Annotated in this window: 19 protein-coding genes; 1 reads left to right on the forward strand and 18 read right to left on the reverse strand. The window is 45.2% G+C overall.

The genetic code is table 11. The features are described 5' to 3' along the window. Positions 1–4 precede the first annotated feature (4 nt). The 11 genes from tssG to nrdR all read right to left on the reverse strand — a co-directional run bounded on the left by tssG (position 5) and on the right by nrdR (position 9,999). Complete coding sequence (tssG, locus tag DSM2777_RS19810; RefSeq protein ID WP_082790899.1) at positions 5–967, reverse strand: type VI secretion system baseplate subunit TssG; 963 nt, start codon at positions 965–967, stop codon at positions 5–7. Then, complete coding sequence (gene tssF, locus DSM2777_RS19815) at positions 964–2,739, reverse strand: type VI secretion system baseplate subunit TssF (RefSeq protein ID WP_061554963.1); 1,776 nt, start codon at positions 2,737–2,739, stop codon at positions 964–966. The genes tssG and tssF overlap by 4 nt, the downstream gene beginning before the upstream one ends. Positions 2,740–2,754: 15 nt before the next feature. Further along, on the reverse strand, positions 2,755–3,183 hold the full coding sequence (gene tssE, locus DSM2777_RS19820; RefSeq protein WP_046458279.1) for a type VI secretion system baseplate subunit TssE: 429 nt from the start codon (positions 3,181–3,183) through the stop codon (positions 2,755–2,757). Between the two features lie 4 nt (positions 3,184–3,187). Next, positions 3,188–4,672, reverse strand: coding sequence for a type VI secretion system contractile sheath large subunit (gene tssC, locus DSM2777_RS19825; protein ID WP_061554964.1), 1,485 nt, complete (start codon positions 4,670–4,672; stop codon positions 3,188–3,190). Positions 4,673–4,728: 56 nt separating this feature from the next. After that, the gene (gene tssB / locus DSM2777_RS19830) at positions 4,729–5,238 is read right to left on the reverse strand and encodes a type VI secretion system contractile sheath small subunit (RefSeq protein WP_046458281.1); all 510 of its coding nucleotides are present in this window, start codon (positions 5,236–5,238) and stop codon (positions 4,729–4,731) included. A 421-nt stretch (positions 5,239–5,659) separates the two neighbouring features. After that, positions 5,660–6,130, reverse strand: coding sequence for a phosphatidylglycerophosphatase A (gene pgpA / locus DSM2777_RS19835; protein WP_061555447.1), 471 nt, complete (start codon positions 6,128–6,130; stop codon positions 5,660–5,662). Positions 6,131–6,167: 37 nt separating this feature from the next. Further along, on the reverse strand, positions 6,168–7,145 hold the full coding sequence (thiL, locus tag DSM2777_RS19840) for a thiamine-phosphate kinase (protein WP_061554965.1): 978 nt from the start codon (positions 7,143–7,145) through the stop codon (positions 6,168–6,170). A gap of 139 nt (positions 7,146–7,284) precedes the next feature. After that, positions 7,285–7,704 carry a transcription antitermination factor NusB gene (gene nusB, locus DSM2777_RS19845; protein ID WP_004096748.1) on the reverse strand — a complete coding sequence of 140 codons (420 nt, stop codon included), beginning with the start codon at positions 7,702–7,704 and terminating at the stop codon, positions 7,285–7,287. 20 nt (positions 7,705–7,724) lie between these two features. Then, positions 7,725–8,195, reverse strand: a complete 471-nt coding sequence (gene ribH / locus DSM2777_RS19850) for a 6,7-dimethyl-8-ribityllumazine synthase (RefSeq protein WP_025800027.1) — start codon at positions 8,193–8,195, stop codon at positions 7,725–7,727. A 170-nt stretch (positions 8,196–8,365) separates the two neighbouring features. Continuing rightward, positions 8,366–9,490, reverse strand: coding sequence for a bifunctional diaminohydroxyphosphoribosylaminopyrimidine deaminase/5-amino-6-(5-phosphoribosylamino)uracil reductase RibD (ribD, locus tag DSM2777_RS19855; RefSeq protein ID WP_061554966.1), 1,125 nt, complete (start codon positions 9,488–9,490; stop codon positions 8,366–8,368). 59 nt (positions 9,491–9,549) lie between these two features. Beyond that, complete coding sequence (gene nrdR / locus DSM2777_RS19860; RefSeq protein ID WP_004096754.1) at positions 9,550–9,999, reverse strand: transcriptional regulator NrdR; 450 nt, start codon at positions 9,997–9,999, stop codon at positions 9,550–9,552. A gap of 352 nt (positions 10,000–10,351) precedes the next feature. On the opposite strand from nrdR, the gene DSM2777_RS19865 reads away from it, so the two are divergent. Further along, positions 10,352–10,885, forward strand: coding sequence for a DUF3251 domain-containing protein (locus DSM2777_RS19865; protein ID WP_025800031.1), 534 nt, complete (start codon positions 10,352–10,354; stop codon positions 10,883–10,885). Between the two features lie 81 nt (positions 10,886–10,966). Here the strand turns inward: DSM2777_RS19865 and secF are convergent, their stop codons facing one another. The 7 genes from secF to DSM2777_RS19900 all read right to left on the reverse strand — a co-directional run bounded on the left by secF (position 10,967) and on the right by DSM2777_RS19900 (position 18,338). Then, positions 10,967–11,938 (reverse strand): protein translocase subunit SecF, encoded by a 972-nt coding sequence (secF, locus tag DSM2777_RS19870; RefSeq protein WP_046458285.1) that lies wholly within the window; start codon positions 11,936–11,938, stop codon positions 10,967–10,969. Positions 11,939–11,948: 10 nt separating this feature from the next. Further along, positions 11,949–13,805: a protein translocase subunit SecD gene (gene secD / locus DSM2777_RS19875; protein ID WP_071889948.1), complete on the reverse strand. Its 1,857-nt coding sequence runs from the start codon at positions 13,803–13,805 to the stop codon at positions 11,949–11,951. 27 nt (positions 13,806–13,832) lie between these two features. Next, positions 13,833–14,165, reverse strand: a complete 333-nt coding sequence (gene yajC / locus DSM2777_RS19880; protein ID WP_004096758.1) for a preprotein translocase subunit YajC — start codon at positions 14,163–14,165, stop codon at positions 13,833–13,835. 101 nt (positions 14,166–14,266) lie between these two features. Then, the gene (gene tgt, locus DSM2777_RS19885) at positions 14,267–15,394 is read right to left on the reverse strand and encodes a tRNA guanosine(34) transglycosylase Tgt (protein WP_046458287.1); all 1,128 of its coding nucleotides are present in this window, start codon (positions 15,392–15,394) and stop codon (positions 14,267–14,269) included. 211 nt (positions 15,395–15,605) lie between these two features. Beyond that, positions 15,606–15,983, reverse strand: a complete 378-nt coding sequence (locus tag DSM2777_RS19890; RefSeq protein ID WP_046360873.1) for a HumD family translesion DNA polymerase — start codon at positions 15,981–15,983, stop codon at positions 15,606–15,608. Between the two features lie 315 nt (positions 15,984–16,298). After that, positions 16,299–16,916 (reverse strand): helix-turn-helix transcriptional regulator, encoded by a 618-nt coding sequence (locus DSM2777_RS19895; RefSeq protein WP_224452371.1) that lies wholly within the window; start codon positions 16,914–16,916, stop codon positions 16,299–16,301. 156 nt (positions 16,917–17,072) lie between these two features. Next, positions 17,073–18,338 (reverse strand): pyocin knob domain-containing protein, encoded by a 1,266-nt coding sequence (locus DSM2777_RS19900; protein WP_061554968.1) that lies wholly within the window; start codon positions 18,336–18,338, stop codon positions 17,073–17,075. Positions 18,339–18,362 lie beyond the last annotated feature (24 nt).

An 18,362-nucleotide genomic window follows, 5' to 3' on the forward strand; every position in this document is an offset into this window, starting at 1 on the left:
GTTGTTACTCCTGAACACTAATAATTACACGGGGAATGACAGGAGGCTGACCAAGAAATGTCGTCCATCCTAATAAACAACCTTTATCATGACCTAAGCAGGTTCTCACTGACTGCTTTGGCGCCAATCCAAGCTGTAGATCCCAAGCCAACTGATCTCGCAGAATAAACGCGACAAAAGTGACTAAAGGTCGATAAAGGTCACCATTAGGTAAAAAACGCAAAAAGTGAGCGTGAGAAAGATCATGAATACACAGCGTGAATTTTCCACAAACGTCAGGTGAATAATCACCAATGACAAAATTTCCACGTAAATCCGAGTTTAATTCACCTAAACGATTCTGCTGATGTAACACAATTGGGACTCGTCGATACTGCCAGCTTTCTACTTCAACGTTGGGTAAGTCAAAACAATGAGAAATTAGCCCCGATACAACGTCAGGTGAGCGACCGGGTGCAGCAAGCAGGCCAGAATAGGCCAACATTTTGCTGTGATTAACAGGGATCACATCTCGTAAAGTTCGGCTCCCTAAGCCAACTAACGAAAACATCATCTGAGAAAAACCATCATTACCATCTGCCTGATAACGGATGTAATAGCGATATTTCCGCCAAGCAAGATGTAATAACATTAAAAAACGATGATTAAAAAAATCAATAAAATGATAAAGGTTACCGTCTTGCTGCGCATACTCCCATGCCAGTCGTTCTAAATAATAACCAGGCATCGGGGACTGACTACCATGCAGTCCCATAAAGGCAACTTCTAAATCATAGCCCCGTTTATCCTTTTTCAAAGATACGACATCGCTAGAAGGAAATCCCAGAGAGGCACATGAAGAGAAGCGGATAAACTCCTCACTAGGAAGCCTTCCCTTATCACATTCAACCTGCCGATTTTCTATTTTGTATAGAAGCTCAACGAGCTGGTAGAAATTATAATGTTGAATCTTTGTAAGTTCTGTCATATTAGCGACCGGCTTCCTAATTGAAGCGGCCAACGATAGCTTGCTTGGCTATCTGTATTAACCACGGTTAATTCATGGAAAGCATTCACACTGGCAAACAAAGAAAAAAATCTAGCAAGAACACTACCAAATAGGTACATATCCCCTTCACTAGAAAAGGCAGATTGCTTCATATATAGCGTTGACTGAATACCTCTAACAGGCTGCCCCTTAATCAACCTATCTACAGGATTAGTTTCTAATCGCTCAATCCCTGACAAACGTCGTTGTGATATTTTAGATGCTTGTTGATCGTTCATTGCTGGAAAATCATAATTCCGAATAATTTGTAACAGTGCATCCTTGTTCAGCAAAGACAGATAGTTAAGCGATAAATTTGATACTAACGTCCATTGTAATCCGCCATCCATAATCGGCCTAAGGGGCAAAGTAGGATGAGTTATATTTTTAAAGCTAACAAATGGAGGTGTATCACTATAGCTTACGTTAATATCACCAATACCCAGTTTTGTAGGTATTCGGCGGTTAGAGCATAACAACTCTGCTGATATAGTTTCTTCATCGTCTGTGATTGCCGACTCATCGCCACGAACGAAGGTAATACTATGTTCTAGTCCATCAAATTTAAGCGCATTGTGAACACCTAAATGATAATAACGCGTTGAACGATCTTTTTCATATTCAGTCTGGTGACGAAAACTTTCAAATGGATGATAAATACGTGCAGGTTGAGTTTCATTGCGTTGTTCGTGTCCATGTTTTGTCAGCCACCCTTCTATTTTTTTAACTGAAAATATTTCATAAAACTCTGGTCGTGAGTGGCTAGCTCGTAATGGATAGCTCACACTCCGCCCATCTAATTGCAAAGGTTCACTATGGTGAGGAAAAAGGTTAACAGCAGGGGCACAATGTAGTTTTAAGCTCTCAGAGTGAATTTTTACATCTGCTGGTAACGGCTTATCAAAATTAAAGGATATCTCTATCTTTCTAACTGGTTTTTCTTGAGGTAGAGAACCGAACCCTCTAAAATCCAAAAACAACAGACTCTCAGGAAAACAAAAATAATCTTGTAAAATCCTATAGCCTGAATATACATTTTTTGGATAAGGTAAAAGCGCATCTTGGTTATTAAATCCAACAGGAGAAATATCCATATTTGGCAGGGGAAATTCAACGCCATCTAGCAATACGGTCGCAGATTTAAAATGATGTAAAAACCATAAATACAATTGTGTTGCACTATGGTCATTATTGCCAAGATACAACCTCATTTTATCTAAATTTATCTTTTCTAAACTAATTTGACCGAATACATCAAATGACAATACTAACTTTCCATTTTCATTACTGTTATTTGACTGAACACTATTCAGCTCTAATGGCAGGATCCATACGTCCCGACAGGTTGAGAATTGGCAGGATAATCCATCTATCGCTTTAGCACCTAATAAAACATTTTCTGAAATATAGGCAGCTTCGCTGATCGATTGCTCCTTCGGAGAAAACTGAACTATTGTCATGCTCGGTACAGAGCGCAAATAGTTAGGCCAAAGCATATTAAGAAGGCCATGAGTCAACTCTGGAAATTCATCTTCAATCTTTTCTCGTAGGCTCCCAGAGAGGAATGCAAATCCTTCCAGCAAACGCTCAACATCAGGGTCTGTACTTTGCTCGGATAAAAACCGCGTTAATTGCGGCCATATCTGAGAAAACTCAGCACCTTGATTGCGTAAATACGACAGCTCATCTCTAAAATAATCTTCTAGTTTCATATTTAATTAATTAGTTTAGCGCAGCTGATAGCGAGAACTATCATCAAGCTGAATATTAAAGTTGACGACACTGTCTATATCTTCGAATTGTATATGTGCCTTGACCCGAAAAAATAATGTTAGGGGATCACTATCCTTATTAAAGGTGGCAACATCCACTGATTTTACTCTTGGATCAAAGTTCTCAATACATTGTTGAATCGCTTTACAAACTGAAGCTGATATATCGACAGAGCTTCCTGTTGCATCATTAAAATCGACAACACCTAATTCGGGACTACTTTGGCAGCATCCAGGGCGTGAATTCAACACGTCGTTAAGGTTTTGTTTCAGCGACGTAAGTAGGTCACTGGACTTGTCCAGTGACCCTATCGATGCACCTTCATCAATACGCCCAAACAAGCTACACGCCCGAGTTCTTTGCCAAGGGGTGAGTGCAGGCATGCATCTATTCCTTATCTAAGCGACCAACCAGTGATAACTCAAAACTTGCGCCCATATATTTAAAATGCGGGCGTACAGACATTGAAACTTGATACCAACCCGGATCGCCATCCACATCGCTAACAGTAATTGATGCTCCACGTAATGGACGGCGGCTGCGAACTTCAGACGGTGGGTTTTCTTGATCGGCCACAAATTGGCGGATCCATTGGTTGAGTTCTCGCTGTAAATCCTGTCTCTCTTTCCACGCCCCTAGCTGTTCTCTCTGTAGAACCTTAATATAATGAGCTAAGCGGTTCACGATGAACATATAAGGAAGTTGAGTACCTAATTTGTAATTAGTCTCTTGAATTTTCCCTTCGCGAGTAGGTGGGAAAATTTTACATTTCTGTATTGAGTTAGCAGAGAAGAAAGCAGCGTTATCACTACCTTTACGCATAGTTAAAGTGATAAAACCTTCTTCAGCAAGTTCATACTCTCGACGATCGGTAATCAAGACCTCGGTTGGTATCTTTGCTTGCAACTGCCCAAGAGAGTCATAAATATGCACAGGAAGATCATTAACGCTACCACCACTTTGAGGCCCAATAATGTTCGGGCACCAACGGTATTTAGCAAAACTATCCGTGATGTTAGAAGCAAGTAAGTATGCAGTATTTCCCCACAGATAGTGCTCGTGGTCTGCATTTACATCCTCTTGATAATCAAATGACTTAACTGGATTTTCATTGCGATCATACGGTAGACGAAGTAAGAATCGTGGCGCAGTTAATCCAATATAACGCGCATCTTCCGTTTCTCTTAACGCTCGCCATTTTACATAAGCGGGCCCTTCAAAGACGGCTTTTAACTCTTTGATTGCAGACAATTCAGTGAAGCTATTCAATCCAAAGAATGATGGTGATACTGAAGATAAAAATGGAGCATGGGCCATAGCGCCCACAGAGCTAACATACTGCAACAGCTTCATATCTGCTGAACTTTGGTTAAACTCATAGCTACCAATGACGGAAGCAATTGGCTCACCGCCAAACTGTCCATAACCACTCGCATAAACATGTTTATAGAAACCAGATTGAGAGATTTCAGGTGAATACTCGAAATCATCTAAAAGCTCACTTTTGGTGGCATGCAAGACATGAATTTTAATATTTTCTTTAAAATCAGTACGATCAACGAGTAGCTTTAAAGAACGCCATGATGATTCCAGCTCTTTAAACCGGGAGCTATGCAAAACCTCATCCATTTGCTTACTGAGTTTGCTATCTAGCTCAGCAATCATGCGGTCTACCAAAAGTTTATTGATAGGTTCGTTATTGCTACCACTTTCTAAAATATTGCTAATAAATGCTGAAACCCCTTGTTTTGCAATATCATAGGCATCATCACCGGGGGAAAGACGAGTCTGAGCCATTATTTCATTTAGTAATGAAGGTGAATACTCACGTTCTTCAACGCCGTATCCTTCTAATTCTGTTTCTGATGACATTGGGTTAATTCCTTTTTTACACTCAAAACATTCTCAGAACAAATAACACAGCAATGTTATTTAGATTCACCAGTAGCAATAGACATATTTAGTTCGCTTAACAACTGGTCTCTTAACGATTCATCAGACAATAACGATTGCAAGCGAGAGCGAAATGCCGGAATATTTCCTAATGGTCCTTTTAAGGCGACCAGAGCTTCTCTGAGTTCTAAAAGCTTATTTAATTCAGGAACCTGACGAGCAACACGGTCGGGAGTAAAATCAACCATTGATTCGAAGTTTAGGCGTATACGTAGATCGTCTTTAGCATCATCTTCTAGACGATTGGGTACATCCATATCTAGCTGTATGTCAGCCTCTTTCATTACCGATGAGAAATTATACTTATCGATAGATACTGCTGGCCTCTCTTCAATTGAAGCATCTTCAGTTGTCCCTTTTAAGTCACCAATAACAAGTAGATTTAAGGGTAATTCAACCTCATCATGCTGCTCTCCCGTAGAGGGAACATACTTTATGTTAATACGTTCCTTAGGGGCGACACTACCTTCTGATTTTTTATTCATATAATAATCCGATTAGTCAGTGACAAAAAATAAAACTAAAAACGGATTGCTTGACTAGCAATCTATGCAATAAGTTTTATATCACTTTTAATTGATAATTATAATTTCGAAAAATTTATTTATTTATTCAATACAATTAAAGCAAGTTACATAAATACAGCTACTGAATGCTAAGTGTATTTTAATTCAGAGTAGCGAAAACATAACAATTACTCATACTTAATGCTAGAAAATAAGGTGTCTATAATTAATCAGGCATAACAAGAGGAAGTTTAAGAATTATAAATATCCCGCTAGCCGCGTGGGTAGACAGGTTTTAAATAATGATGGGAGGGAGATAGAGAAATAAACAATTATTAGAAAATGTCTACGCGGGATAATCGCATAGCGTCTCCGCTCTGCGATATCCCACAAGAATGCATCAGCCAAATAGCGCTATCGGCCAATGATGGCCAATCACATAGATAATCACCGCGGAGAGGACGCCCGCCACGATATCATCCACCATGATCCCCATTCCACCGTGAACATTGCGGTCGAACCAGCGAATGGGCCACGGCTTCCACATATCCAACACACGGAAAACAAGAAAACCGCCTAGTACCCATTGCCAACTATTGACCGGTAGCGCCATCAGCGTGATCCACATGCCAACAAATTCGTCCCACACAATACTGCCGTGGTCGTGCGTTTTCATGTCCTTCGCCGTGCGATGGCAGATATAAACCCCAATGCAAATGCTAAACATCACGACCAGCGAGTAAAGCTGCCACGGAAGCTGGATTAACAATAGCCAAAAGGGGATAGAAGCAATAGAACCCATGGTGCCGGGCATAATCGGGCTCAAGCCGCTGCCGAACCCCGTGGCCAGCAAATGCCATGGGTTTTTCATGCGCAGGCGCGCTTTCGCAGCCTGGCTGTCGTACTTGCTAATCTTTACCAAAATGGTCAAACCCTTGAAGATCTAATTCCACCTGAACGTTACCACGCCAGAACCGCATACCATCAGCCGCAGGGGCAATTTGTCCAATGCAGGTAAAATCAGCACCCAGCAAGCCTAGTGCGACATCCAATGCACCACGATGCAACTCAGGAACGGTGAAGCACAGCTCGTAATCTTCGCCGCCGGACAACGCCCACCGCAGTGCCTGTTCCGGTGTTGTATTATTCGTTAAGCTCGCTGACATCGGCAAATCGTCTAGGTACAGATTAGCACCACAATCGCTAGCTTTCAGAATATGCCCCAAGTCTGAGACGACACCATCAGAAATATCAATCGCCGAGCTGGCAAGATCTCTCAATGCTTGTCCTTGTAACACGCGCGGATGGGGTCGCAGATGGCGATGAATTAGCGCATTGCGTTCTTCATTGTCCTCGACCGAAAGCCGATCCTGCAAAATAGCCAATCCAGCGGCGCTGTCTCCTAGCGTACCAGTAACATAAATCCAATCACCGATACGGGCACCGCTGCGCAGTAATGCACGCCCAGCAGGTACTAAGCCATTAATGGTGTAGGTGATGCTTAACGGGCCACGAGTGGTGTCACCGCCAATTAGCTGCATACCGTAATAATCAAGCTGTTCGAATAAACTATCGCTAAAACGGGCAAGCCACGGCTCATTGATTTCAGGGAGCGTCAGTGCCAAAGAAACCCAAGCAGGGTCAGCGCCCATTGCTGCTAAATCGCTTAAGTTTACAGCTAAGGATTTATAGCCTAAATCGGCGGGATCGATATCAGGTAAGAAATGGATGCCAGATACGAGGGTATCAGTACTGATTGCAATCAGCTGTTTTTCAGAAACAGAAAGCAGCGCACAGTCATCACCAATACCCTGCTTTACATCCCGACGAGCCGTCCGATGACGGTTAAAGTAGCGGGCAATAACATCAAATTCGCCGCATGCCATAACACATTTCCTGATTGGTTTAATGGGACTACTCTTCTGGATTTACCTAATTTTGCCCAACAAAAAGGCCGGAGAACCGGCCTTTGGGGGTAAACGAAATGGCCCGAGGGCTTCCGTCAGGTAAACCTGAACAGCAATCTTATCTTTTAGATTTGCGAATCGTTGGAGCAACTTTATCCAGCACGCCGTTGACAAACTTATGGCTATCTTCAGCACCAAAAGTTTTTGCCAGCTCAATACCTTCGTTAATTGCAACTTTGTAAGGAACGTCTTCGCGCTTGCTCAGTTCAAACAGAGAAATACGCAGAACCGCTCTCTCAACCTGCCCCAATTCTTCCAACTGACGAGATAATACTGGTGCCATCAGGCCGTCCAGATATTCTGCGTTAGTGGCGACGCCAGACAATAGCTCACGGAAGTAGCTAATATCGACATCTTTGACGTCCTGCTCTGACAAGAACTGATATTCAACATCAGCAATGTCGTTTTTGGATATCTGCCAAGAATAAAGTGCTTGAACAGCACATTCACGGGCGCGGCGGCGAGCAGCAGGTTTCACGGAATTCCCCTTACTAAAAATCAGGCTTTAATTGCTTTAAGAACATTGATCATTTCGAGAGCGGTCAGGGCAGCTTCTGCGCCTTTATTACCCGCTTTAGTCCCAGCACGTTCAATGGCTTGTTCGATACTTTCGGTAGTCAGTACACCAAATGCAACAGGCACAACGCTGTTCATGGCTACACTTGCCAGACCAGAGCTGCATTCTCCTGCAACAAATTCAAAGTGGGCAGTACCGCCACGGATTACGGTTCCCAAAGCGACAACCGCATCATAGCGGTTAGTGTCGGTCAGTGCGCGAACGGCCAATGGCAGTTCATAAGCGCCAGGAACCCAAACTACAGTGATATTGTCATCAGAAACCTGGCCAATACGTTTCAGGGCATCAATTGCGCCTTCCAGCAAGCTGTCGTTAATGAAATTGTTAAAACGCGCAATAGCGATAGCAACACGAGCCTGTGGAGCAGCAACAACGCCTTCAATCGTTTTCATACAGTTTCCTTAAAATCTTTATGTTCAATACCCCTACTCCTCTTCAGAGCGAATAGGGGGGCGGATTCTACCACATTCTTTCGTCCCCTGCTCAGGTGCATTTCGCTAACTTGTCGCAGGTGATGAGATGAAACAAAAATAAAGCAGCAAAAACAACGCTCAGAGCATGATTAATATGCGTTACGTAGCACAACACGTAAATCAGAGCCTACGGGCATCACTTCGCTAAATACAAACTGGGGCGCATCTGCCAGTTCCGTCAAACCGGGCAATACACACAAACCACGGGCGCTATCGCCCAGCAGTTTTGGTGCAATATAAACAATCAGCTCATCGACTAAACCGGCCTGTAGCAAAGCACCCGCCAAGGATGCTCCAGCCTCCACCCATACTGAGTTAACCTGTTGTTTGCCCAGCTGCATCATTAACACAACCAGATCCAGCCCTTGACCGTACTGCGGAATAGAAAGCTGTTTAACGCCTTCTGGCCACACCTGTTCATCAGGATGAATTCTTGCCAGCAGCGTTTCACCCAGCTGTGAGACAATTTTATGTGCTGGCGTAACGCGGTTTTGGCTATCAACAATAACGCGGAGCGGTTGACGAAGATGCTCTTTCGGATAAGCCTGCTGGGTCGTTGTGTCTAATTCATCCCAGCGCACGGTAAGTGAGGGGTCGTCAGCCAGCACCGTAGCGCTAGAGCTCAATATCGCAGAGCTCTGTGCCCGATAACGCTGCACGTCTTGTCGTGCTGCCGCCGACGTGATCCACTGACTTTCACCTGATGCCATCGCGGTTTTACCATCTAACGATGCCGCCATCTTCAGTTGCACAAAGGGGAAACCCGTCCGCATGCGTTTGAGAAAACCGCGATTGACGGCTTCAGCTTCATTCATCATCAGGCCGTGGCTGACGTCAATACCGGCTTGTTGCAGCTTGAATAACCCGCGACCTGCAACGTTGGGATTCGGATCCTGCATTGCGGCCACCACTCGGCTGACGCCCGCAGCAACTAGCGCATCAGCACAAGGAGGCGTGCGTCCATGGTGGCTGCAGGGTTCAAGGGTTACGTAGGCCGTTGCGCCACACGCTTTATCTCCTGCCATGCGTAACGCATGAACCTCAGCGTGAGGCTCACCGGCGCGCAGATGATACCCTTCCCCCACAATCTCATTGTTCAGGACAATTACGCAGCCGACATTAGGGTTTGGCGTGGTCGTGAAACGCCCACGACGTGCTAGCTCAAAGGCTCTCGCCATGTAAAATTCGTCGCCACGCTGCTGATCTTGCTGCATAAATATCGTCCAGAAATGAAATAAAACGCTAAGCTGGTACTCTCAAATACTGAAATAGCCTAGTCCTGTAGTTTCGCGATCTCTTCGCCAAACTCTCGGATGTCTTCAAAGCTGCGATATACGGAAGCAAAGCGAATGTAGGCGACTTTATCGAGTTTTTTCAGCGCATCCATGACGAGGTTACCCACCATTTTAGTAGGAACTTCGCGCTCACCGGTGGCACGTAACTGAGATTTAATATGGCTGATCGCCATTTCAACGTCATCTGAGTTTACAGGGCGTTTTTCTAATGCTTTTAAGATGCCACTGCGTAACTTATCTTCGTTAAACGGTTCTCGAACGTCATTACTTTTGATAACGCGCGGCATCACCAGTTCAGCAACCTCAAAGGTCGTGAAACGTTCGTTACAAACCAGACACTGGCGGCGGCGGCGCACTTGAGTACCATCACCAACCAAGCGGGAATCAATGACTTTGGTATCAACGGCGGAACAAAATGGGCAATGCATAGCTCTTCCTGAAAGGCCTGAGATAGCACTAGTGTACCCCGAAGTGACATAACAACAAAAGGAAGTCAGTTTACCAATTATGCGGTAAATGACACATTTCCATTGAACATTGGCCAATGAGAGCTGTTTTCTGCGTTTTCTACACGATTTGCTTTAGCGCTAATCGTTCTAGCGTTTCAAGTAAGTGAATCCTGAGGCGCTTACTCAGGTCAGCAAGTGCGGCCAACAAAAATACAGCTTCCAGTATGATGGGTATATACTTATTGATATCGGAAACAAAGCAATTAGCATGTGACATTCAGAGCAAAGGCGATTAATCTTTTATCTATGTCCATAATAAATCGAGCGATCTATGTCTATATTCCGCCCTTTATTCGTGCTTGCCCCTTTGGCATTGATGCTAACGGCATGCGCTTCTGATCCTAAAACTGAAGCTCTTCAGTCTGAAGTTCAGGAGCTGACACAAAAAGTCCAGAAACTGAGCACTGAAGCTGAGTATCTGGAGCGTCAGAAAGCGATGAACGAAAATAACGAACAGCGTATTTACCTGATCCCTGCGGCCAATAGTGACGCATTGGGGATCACCAGTCTGGGCCAACTGCGCATCTTAATCAGTCATCTTGAACCTGAAGCTGACGGCAGCAAAGCCGTGCTACAGATCAAAACGGCCAATGGCTCGATTTTGCCAAGCTTCACCGGCTCTCTGGAGTGGGGTACGCTAAATCAGGCCACGCTGGAACCTGACCAAAGCAGCATTCTGTCGCAAAATATTAGCTTCACGAGCCCTGCGACCCCAACCAATGTTACCAGCATGGAAGTCCGTTTTAGCGATATCGCACCGGAAAACCTTGGTTTCATTCGCCTGAGTGGCTTAGAACGTCAGTAGTTTTACGCTGATAAGTAACCATAAAAAAACCCCGCCGAAGCGGGGTTTTTTGTCACTGCAACCGACGATATTTCACGGTTTTTACGGCAGAATTGACGGCTGATCCGCCCCTTCTTTTTCTACCTTCTGCTGCAACATGTGTTCACGCTTCATGCCAAGTTTCAGCGCCAACGCGGATGCAACATAGATGGAAGAAGCCGTACCGATAGAAACACCAATCAGCATGGTCAGCGAGAAGCCCTTCAACATCGGTCCACCAAATAAATACAGCATCAGGATAACCATCAAGGTGGTGCCTGAAGTGATCAATGTACGATGCAACGTTTGTGTCAGAGACACGTTGAAGATTTCGTAAGGTGTTCCGCGACGGATCTTACGGAAGTTCTCACGGATACGGTCGGAAACCACGATACTATCGTTAAGTGAGTAGCCGATAACCGACATCAATGATGCAACGATGGTTAAATCGATCTCAATATGGAATAACGACAATACGCCTAGAGTGATGATCACATCATGCAGCAATGAAATAACCACCCCAGCAGCCAAACGCCATTCGAATCGAACGCCAACGTAAATCAAGATAGCCAGCAAGGCGACCAACAGCGCCATCGCGCCGTGCTGTGCCAAATCTTCACCAACGCTCGGTCCAACAAACTCAATACGCTTTACCGCTGCATTCTGGTTGGTGGCCTCATTAATCACGCCAATGACTTTGCTGCCTAGCGCTTCACCGCTCGCTGCGCTTGAAGTCGGAGGCATGCGCACCACGATGTCACGGCTGCTACCAAAATTCTGTAACAGCGGATCAACGAAACCTGCTTTCTGCAGCGCGTCACGCATCATGTCCATATCCGCTGGTTTTTCCAGCGAAACTTCGATGACGGTACCACCGGTAAAATCGAGCCCTAAGTTGAACTTATTCACGCAAATAATTGCGATAGAAAGGATCAACAGAAAACCAGAAATACCGAAAGCCCAGTAGTCCCAGCGCATAAAGTCATAGACTCTACGGCCGTAGTTTAATTGCTCAACACTATATTCCTGTGCCACAACGCACTCCTCAGATAGACAGCTTGTTGATGCGTTTGCCGCCGTACAGTAGGTTTACGATGGCACGAGTACCGATAATTGCGGTAAACATTGACGTCGCCACACCAATACCGGTCGTGATCGCAAAGCCTTTAATTGCCCCGGTGCCAACGGCATACAGGATGATGACCTTGATAAGCGTCGTAACGTTAGCATCAAAAATGGAGCTGAATGCGCCTTGATAACCTTCATTGATCGCCTGTTGTACTGAACGCCCGTTACTAAGTTCTTCTTTAATACGTTCGTTTATCAGTACGTTGGCATCGACTGCTACCGCAAGGGTTAACACAATCCCCGCAATACCCGGCATGGTCAGAGTCGCCCCCGGCAGCAGGGACATAATCCCAACGATGAGCACGAGGTTTGCCAGCAGAGCTGAAGTCGCTATCAGACCAAACTTCTTATAGAAGAACAGCATGAACAGGATCGAGACAACCAAGCCAGCCAAGCACGCTTCTAGACCTTGAGTAATATTCTGAGCACCTAAGGTCGGACCGATAGTACGTTCTTCAACAATTTGAATTGGTGCAATCAACGCCCCCGCACGCAGCAGCAACGAAAGCTGACGAGCTTCATTCGGATTATCGATACCGGTAATACGGAAGCTATTCCCCAAACGAGACTGAATAGTTGCAACGTTAATCACTTCTTCTTGCTTAGCCAGAATTGATTTGCCGCCCGCATCTTTCTTACCGCTGTCTTTGTATTCAACGAACAGGGTTGCCATCGGTTTGCCGATGTTATCCTTCGTGAAGTTAGACATTGCGCTACCACCGGCGCTGTCGAGCGAGATATTAACCTGAGGGCGGTTAAACTCGTCTTGGCTCGAGGTAGAATCGGTAATATGGTCGCCGGTCAGGATGACGCGCTTATACATCACGATAGGACGCCCATCTCGTGTGTATTTCACTTCAGAATCGCCCGGTACACGTCCATTGGCAGCAGCGGTGCTGTCAGCATTCGAGTTCACCAAACGGAATTCCAAGGTTGCAGTTGCACCCAGAATCTCTTTGGCACGTGCAGTATCTTGAATACCCGGTAGCTCAACCACAATACGATCTGAGCCTTGACGCTGAACGAGCGGTTCGGCAACACCCAACTGGTTTACACGGTTACGCAGAATGTTAATGTTCTGCTGAACGGCATATTCACGGGCTTCTTGCAGACGCTGATCGGTCATTACCGCTTTCAGGCCATTATCGCCAACCTTGCTAAAGACTAGATTATTAAGGTAACGAGGCGAAAGATAGCTGCTCGCTTTATCACGAGTTTCAGCATCACGGAATGTAATGAGAACGCCATTGGAGGTGCCGTCAGTTTTACGGATCGTTGAATATGGAATGCCCTTTTCACGCAAATCACTGCGCAGCATATCCATACTTTGCTCTTGCAATTTGCTTAGAGCAGTTTCCATATCAACCTGCATCAGGAAGTGCACGCCGCCGCGCAGATCCAGGCCTAACTTCATCGGTTCCGCACCAATAGCTTCTAGCCATCTCGGCGTTGCCGGAGCAAGGTTCAATGCAATAACGTATTTGTCGCCCAGCATATCCATCAGCACTTCACGTGCCCGAAGCTGAACGTCAGTATCTTTGAAGCGTGCCAAAATGGCACCATTTTCCAGCGCAATAGACTTGCTGGCGATGTGCTGTTTTTCAAGCTCATCACGGACTTGGACCAGTGTTGTTTCACTGGCGGCGACACCGCGCGCGCCAGTGATCTGAACAGCCGGATCCTCGCCATAAAGGTTAGGAAGTGCGTAAAGCAGACCAACGGCAAGCGCCACGATCAGCATGATGTACTTCCACAAAGGATAACGGTTTAACACGGCAGTTCCCTTAGGGAAAATCAAAAATTACAGCGCTTTCATCGTACCTTTCGGCAGAACAGCGGTCACGAAATCACGTTTGATGATAACTTCGGTGGTATCGTTCAGAGCAATAGCAATGTAACCCGTCTCAGCAACTTTCGTTACGCGACCGATCAAACCACCGTTGGTCAGAACTTCATCACCCTTGCTGATGGCATCCATCAGTTTTTTATGTTCTTTTGCACGTTTCTGCTGTGGACGCAGGATCATGAAATAGAAAATCAGGCCGAACACCACCAGCATGATAACCAAAGAGTACGGGCTGCCCTGAGCCGGTGCCCCAGCAGATGCCACAGCGTCGGAAATGAATAAACTCATCTAAATATCCCTCATTATTAACTACAGATTGAATGCAACTACAAACAGCCAGAAACAAGCCATTCTAAAAGCCGGTAGGTATCGCTCCTACCGGCCTAAATTTACTTGGCGCCCACTGGCGGAACAGGCTTACCCTGTCGGCCATAAAAATCAGCCACGAACTCGTCTAATTTACCGTCTTCAATGGCCTGACGTAAACCGGCCATCAAACGCTGATAATAGCGCAAGTTGTGGATCGTGTTTAAGCGAGCACCCAGAATTTCATTACAACGATCAAGATGATGCAAATAAGCACGGCTATAGTTGCGACAGGTGTAGCAATCACACTCTGCATCCAGCGTTGTGACGTCATCTTTATATTGAGCGTTACGGATTTTTACAATACCGTTGGTCACAAACAAATGACCATTACGCGCATTTCGGGTTGGCATCACGCAGTCGAACATATCGATTCCACGGCGCACACCTTCAACCAAATCTTCCGGTTTACCTACGCCCATCAGGTAGCGAGGCTTATCTTCCGGAATTTGTGGACAAACATGTTCCAGAATACGATGCATGTCTTCCTTTGGCTCGCCCACGGCCAAGCCGCCCACAGCGTAACCATCAAAGCCGATATCTACCAGCCCTTTTAGTGATACATCTCGTAAATCTTCGTAAACACCGCCCTGAATAATCCCGAACAGGGAGTTTTTATTACCCAGTTCGTCAAAGCGCTGGCGGCTACGTTTTGCCCAGCGCAGAGACATCTCCATTGAGCTCTTGGCGTAGTCCCAATCAGCAGGATACGGCGTACACTCATCAAAGATCATGACGATATCAGAACCCAGATCGTACTGAATTTCCATCGATTTTTCAGGACTTAAGAAAATCGGTGAACCGTTGATCGGGTGACGGAAGTGAACGCCTTCCTCTTTGATTTTACGCATTTTGCCTAGGCTGAATACCTGAAAACCACCGGAATCGGTCAGGATAGGTCCTTTCCACTGCATGAAATCATGCAAATCGCCGTGTAGTTTCATAATTTCCTGACCTGGGCGCAGCCACAGGTGGAAAGTATTACCCAGCAGAATTTGTGCGCCAGTTTCTTTCACTTCTTCTGGCGTCATGCCTTTAACGGTACCGTAGGTCCCAACAGGCATGAACGCAGGCGTTTCAACCACACCGCGTTCAAAAATCAAACGACCACGACGAGCGCGGCCATCTGTAGTATCTAATTCGTACTTCACTCAAAACCTCCAGCATCAGAAAAACAGTCTGATGCACTACAAAAAGTTACGCATTCTAACAGCCATGAAACCCGCACCACAACCAGCCTCTTTATTCATACGCGGATTTCCTTTGTATATTTTCAGCAAATTTTGCCAATTTTATGACACAAATTTGGCACAGTAGAGAATTACCGCAGGCCACTCATTGGTGATCTGCGATAGTGCTCTCTCACATACACGGGTTGTCATCAAACTCGCTCATCGACATGTCATTGACGACATGTGTCACCACTCCGAATATCTCAAATCCTGTTTCTTCATCAGCGAACGTCACATCATCATAATTTTCCAACTTGGCCAAACACGGTACTGGCATAGTCAGCAATCGACGCAAGACGAACTCGCCGCATAGTGCGGCAACTACTACGCTTCCGTGGACAGGTCTCTTCGAACTGTCGATGACCAGTAGCGCGTCTTTGAGCACGCCGGCACTTGGACAGTAGTCAGGGCACTTCATGAAGTATGTTGCATGCGGTGTTTTAATGAATAGCTCATCAAGGCTTATCGGTTTGTCTGTGTAGTCTGCTGCTGGGGATGGGAAGCCCATAGGTCACCTCATTAAATACTGTTCATACATACAGTATATTTATGAAGTAGGCAGTTGTGAAGGGCATCAGTAGGAGTATCAGGGAAGATTATGATTAGGCGGGAATTAAATATTTTGTAAGACTAAACATAATTGCTATCTTGGATTTACTCCGTACAATCCGCGCCTGACAATATCCATCTGAATCACTTAAACGCATTAGCGATCCATTTTTATTGTCGCTGCGCCGGCCTGTTATATACACTCTGATTTTTCTAATACTTACGGATTTCCTTCGAACTTACTCAACATAAGCTCGCTAGAGTGATGGGAGCATTATTCAGAAGGAATTAAATACTCTCGCCATTTGTTAAGAAAATTCCACAGTTCTACATCTGAGTGCAAATTATACCTCCTCATAACTTTCCGTTTTCTTTGGCTTGCCATTTTCATTCCTATCCCTAGAATATTACCAATTTGAGACACGCTAAAACCTTTATCTAAATAATAGATTACACGTTTTTCACCTGCTGTTAATAATAAGCGACGGCATGAACGGCATTTTTCTTCTTTTTTTTCGTTTGACATAGTCCAAGCTTGAGACACCTTATGACGAACTTGCTCAACAGAGTCAGTTCTTCGGATAAAAACGCTTCCTTGCAAACAGGGGAATAGGTTCTCAACAATTGGCAAATTTTGTCCGATGCTAATACCAATAAGAAGGAAATTTTTTTTATGATGACTAAACATATAAGCGCAAATTCGGTCTATTCCTGCACTGAATGGTGTTACATAGATATCTGCATCACGTAATGCAACTGTTGCTGAAACTCCATCAATCCGTTTCAGAAGCATCCCCATATGTTCAGTGAAGATTTCCTCTAATAGGCACCACACACCGGAGCTATAGGCTTGATTAGCATCCTCAAGGTATACTTTAATCTCTGCTGGCACTCCCACCTCCTTCATACATCGAATCAGCATAAATCCACCAAGCTAGTTTTGAAACCGGCAGGCAAGCCTTTGCTTATTATAGTGTTAAAATCAATATCATGGCACTACTATTGTCACTGCGCCGGTCTCTTGCATACGCTCCGGCGCAAAACCAAACTACTCTTCTGTCGTTTTCTCTTGCTCCATTTCTTCTTGTGCTGCCTTTTGTGCCAGATTCCAGATTGAATCCTGTGGCATTTCTACACGAACGGAAAGGAATTGGTCAGACGGTATATCAATTGGATCGCTTTCTTCATATCCGTCTTTGATATTTCTGGCAAATGCTGGAGCTTCTGGATAGGTGCGGTGGTAAGTTTTTACCAAAATAGAACCATCAGCATCGACTTCATAATCAAGCCAAAGCAAACGCTGACCATTGCGATCTTTGGGGGTTTCAAAACCACCATCCACGCCACCCCAGGCTTTATCTGAATTCAGTCCAAGGATGTGACTTACCCTATAGACACCAACACTTTCACGCACAACTTGCGCGCCTTCAGATTCCTCGTTAGTTCCGAATGTACCATCGTGGTAAATATTAATGATTGGTGAGGCTCGTTTGATAAATCCACTCGAATCAACCGTTGTATTTGCGCTATGCCATAACTCACGCCATGTATTCCAACTACCCTCTGACGTCACACGGAAGAACATCCTTCCTTGGGATGAGTATGATGTTGCTATCTGGCTACGCCATGTTGTTGACGCACTCTGGTGCATGCCTAAATTAATAACACCAACAGCCTGACCCGAAATCCCAGCGGGAGATCCCACCCACTGTGTGAGCGCTGCATAGAATCCGTTGGGGTAGTTTGTATTACTTGCACTAATATCCTGAGGTAGTGCTATTGGGTTTTGCGCTCCAACGCCAAAGCCGCCCACCATCATGATATTATTCGTATTGCCATCATTAGTAGCGGTTTGAGTGTTTTTGGTAGCCGCGGTGCCGAGTGATGATTTATCTGCTTTATTATTATCAAGTGCGGTAAAACTTTTAATCGTGACTTTCGTGCCATCTGGCGCAGTAAGTGCAATATCGCCTGTGCCAGTCATAATCTGCTGCCAGCCGTCCATTTGTGCTTGATAGTATCCAAGCGTGGCCGCGAGTTGATTAGACCATGCCGCTGTACTGGCGGACTCTGCCACCAAGATCGAATATTTGGAATTAGTGAAAGTTTTATAGATTGGCTGGGCCAACTCTATCGACGTATCGCTAATGACACGCTTAATTTGATAGACGCCATCAACCCCTGCATTAGACGATGCAAACAGCACGGAGCCATTCGTAATGCCGATCTTCGCATCGCTCCACTTTGTGCCGGTGCCGGTAATAGTTGTAGAATTTAAAACGCCGGTGATTGTTCCTGTTTCATATAAAGACATAAAATCCAGCTCCGATAATACAGC

Origin of the sequence: Obesumbacterium proteus, assembly GCF_001586165.1 — a bacterium.
Taxonomy (GTDB): domain Bacteria; phylum Pseudomonadota; class Gammaproteobacteria; order Enterobacterales; family Enterobacteriaceae; genus Hafnia; species Hafnia protea.

What these genes read in the sequence shown, in the direction of transcription:
- ribH (WP_025800027.1), bottom strand. Translation starts at nt 8,195, where the DNA reads ATGAAAACGATTGAAGGCGTTGTTGCTGCTCCACAGGCTCGTGTTGCT.
- tssE (WP_046458279.1), bottom strand. Translation starts at nt 3,183, where the DNA reads ATGCCTGCACTCACCCCTTGGCAAAGAACTCGGGCGTGTAGCTTGTTT.
- thiL (WP_061554965.1), bottom strand. Translation starts at nt 7,145, where the DNA reads ATGGCATGCGGCGAATTTGATGTTATTGCCCGCTACTTTAACCGTCAT.
- DSM2777_RS19900 (WP_061554968.1), bottom strand. Translation starts at nt 18,338, where the DNA reads ATGTCTTTATATGAAACAGGAACAATCACCGGCGTTTTAAATTCTACA.
- DSM2777_RS19865 (WP_025800031.1), top strand. Translation starts at nt 10,352, where the DNA reads ATGTCTATATTCCGCCCTTTATTCGTGCTTGCCCCTTTGGCATTGATG.
- tssC (WP_061554964.1), bottom strand. Translation starts at nt 4,672, where the DNA reads ATGTCATCAGAAACAGAATTAGAAGGATACGGCGTTGAAGAACGTGAG.
- yajC (WP_004096758.1), bottom strand. Translation starts at nt 14,165, where the DNA reads ATGAGTTTATTCATTTCCGACGCTGTGGCATCTGCTGGGGCACCGGCT.
- DSM2777_RS19890 (WP_046360873.1), bottom strand. Translation starts at nt 15,983, where the DNA reads ATGGGCTTCCCATCCCCAGCAGCAGACTACACAGACAAACCGATAAGC.
- pgpA (WP_061555447.1), bottom strand. Translation starts at nt 6,130, where the DNA reads ATGAAAAACCCATGGCATTTGCTGGCCACGGGGTTCGGCAGCGGCTTG.
- ribD (WP_061554966.1), bottom strand. Translation starts at nt 9,490, where the DNA reads ATGCAGCAAGATCAGCAGCGTGGCGACGAATTTTACATGGCGAGAGCC.
- nrdR (WP_004096754.1), bottom strand. Translation starts at nt 9,999, where the DNA reads ATGCATTGCCCATTTTGTTCCGCCGTTGATACCAAAGTCATTGATTCC.
- tssF (WP_061554963.1), bottom strand. Translation starts at nt 2,739, where the DNA reads ATGAAACTAGAAGATTATTTTAGAGATGAGCTGTCGTATTTACGCAAT.
- tssG (WP_082790899.1), bottom strand. Translation starts at nt 967, where the DNA reads ATGACAGAACTTACAAAGATTCAACATTATAATTTCTACCAGCTCGTT.
- tssB (WP_046458281.1), bottom strand. Translation starts at nt 5,238, where the DNA reads ATGAATAAAAAATCAGAAGGTAGTGTCGCCCCTAAGGAACGTATTAAC.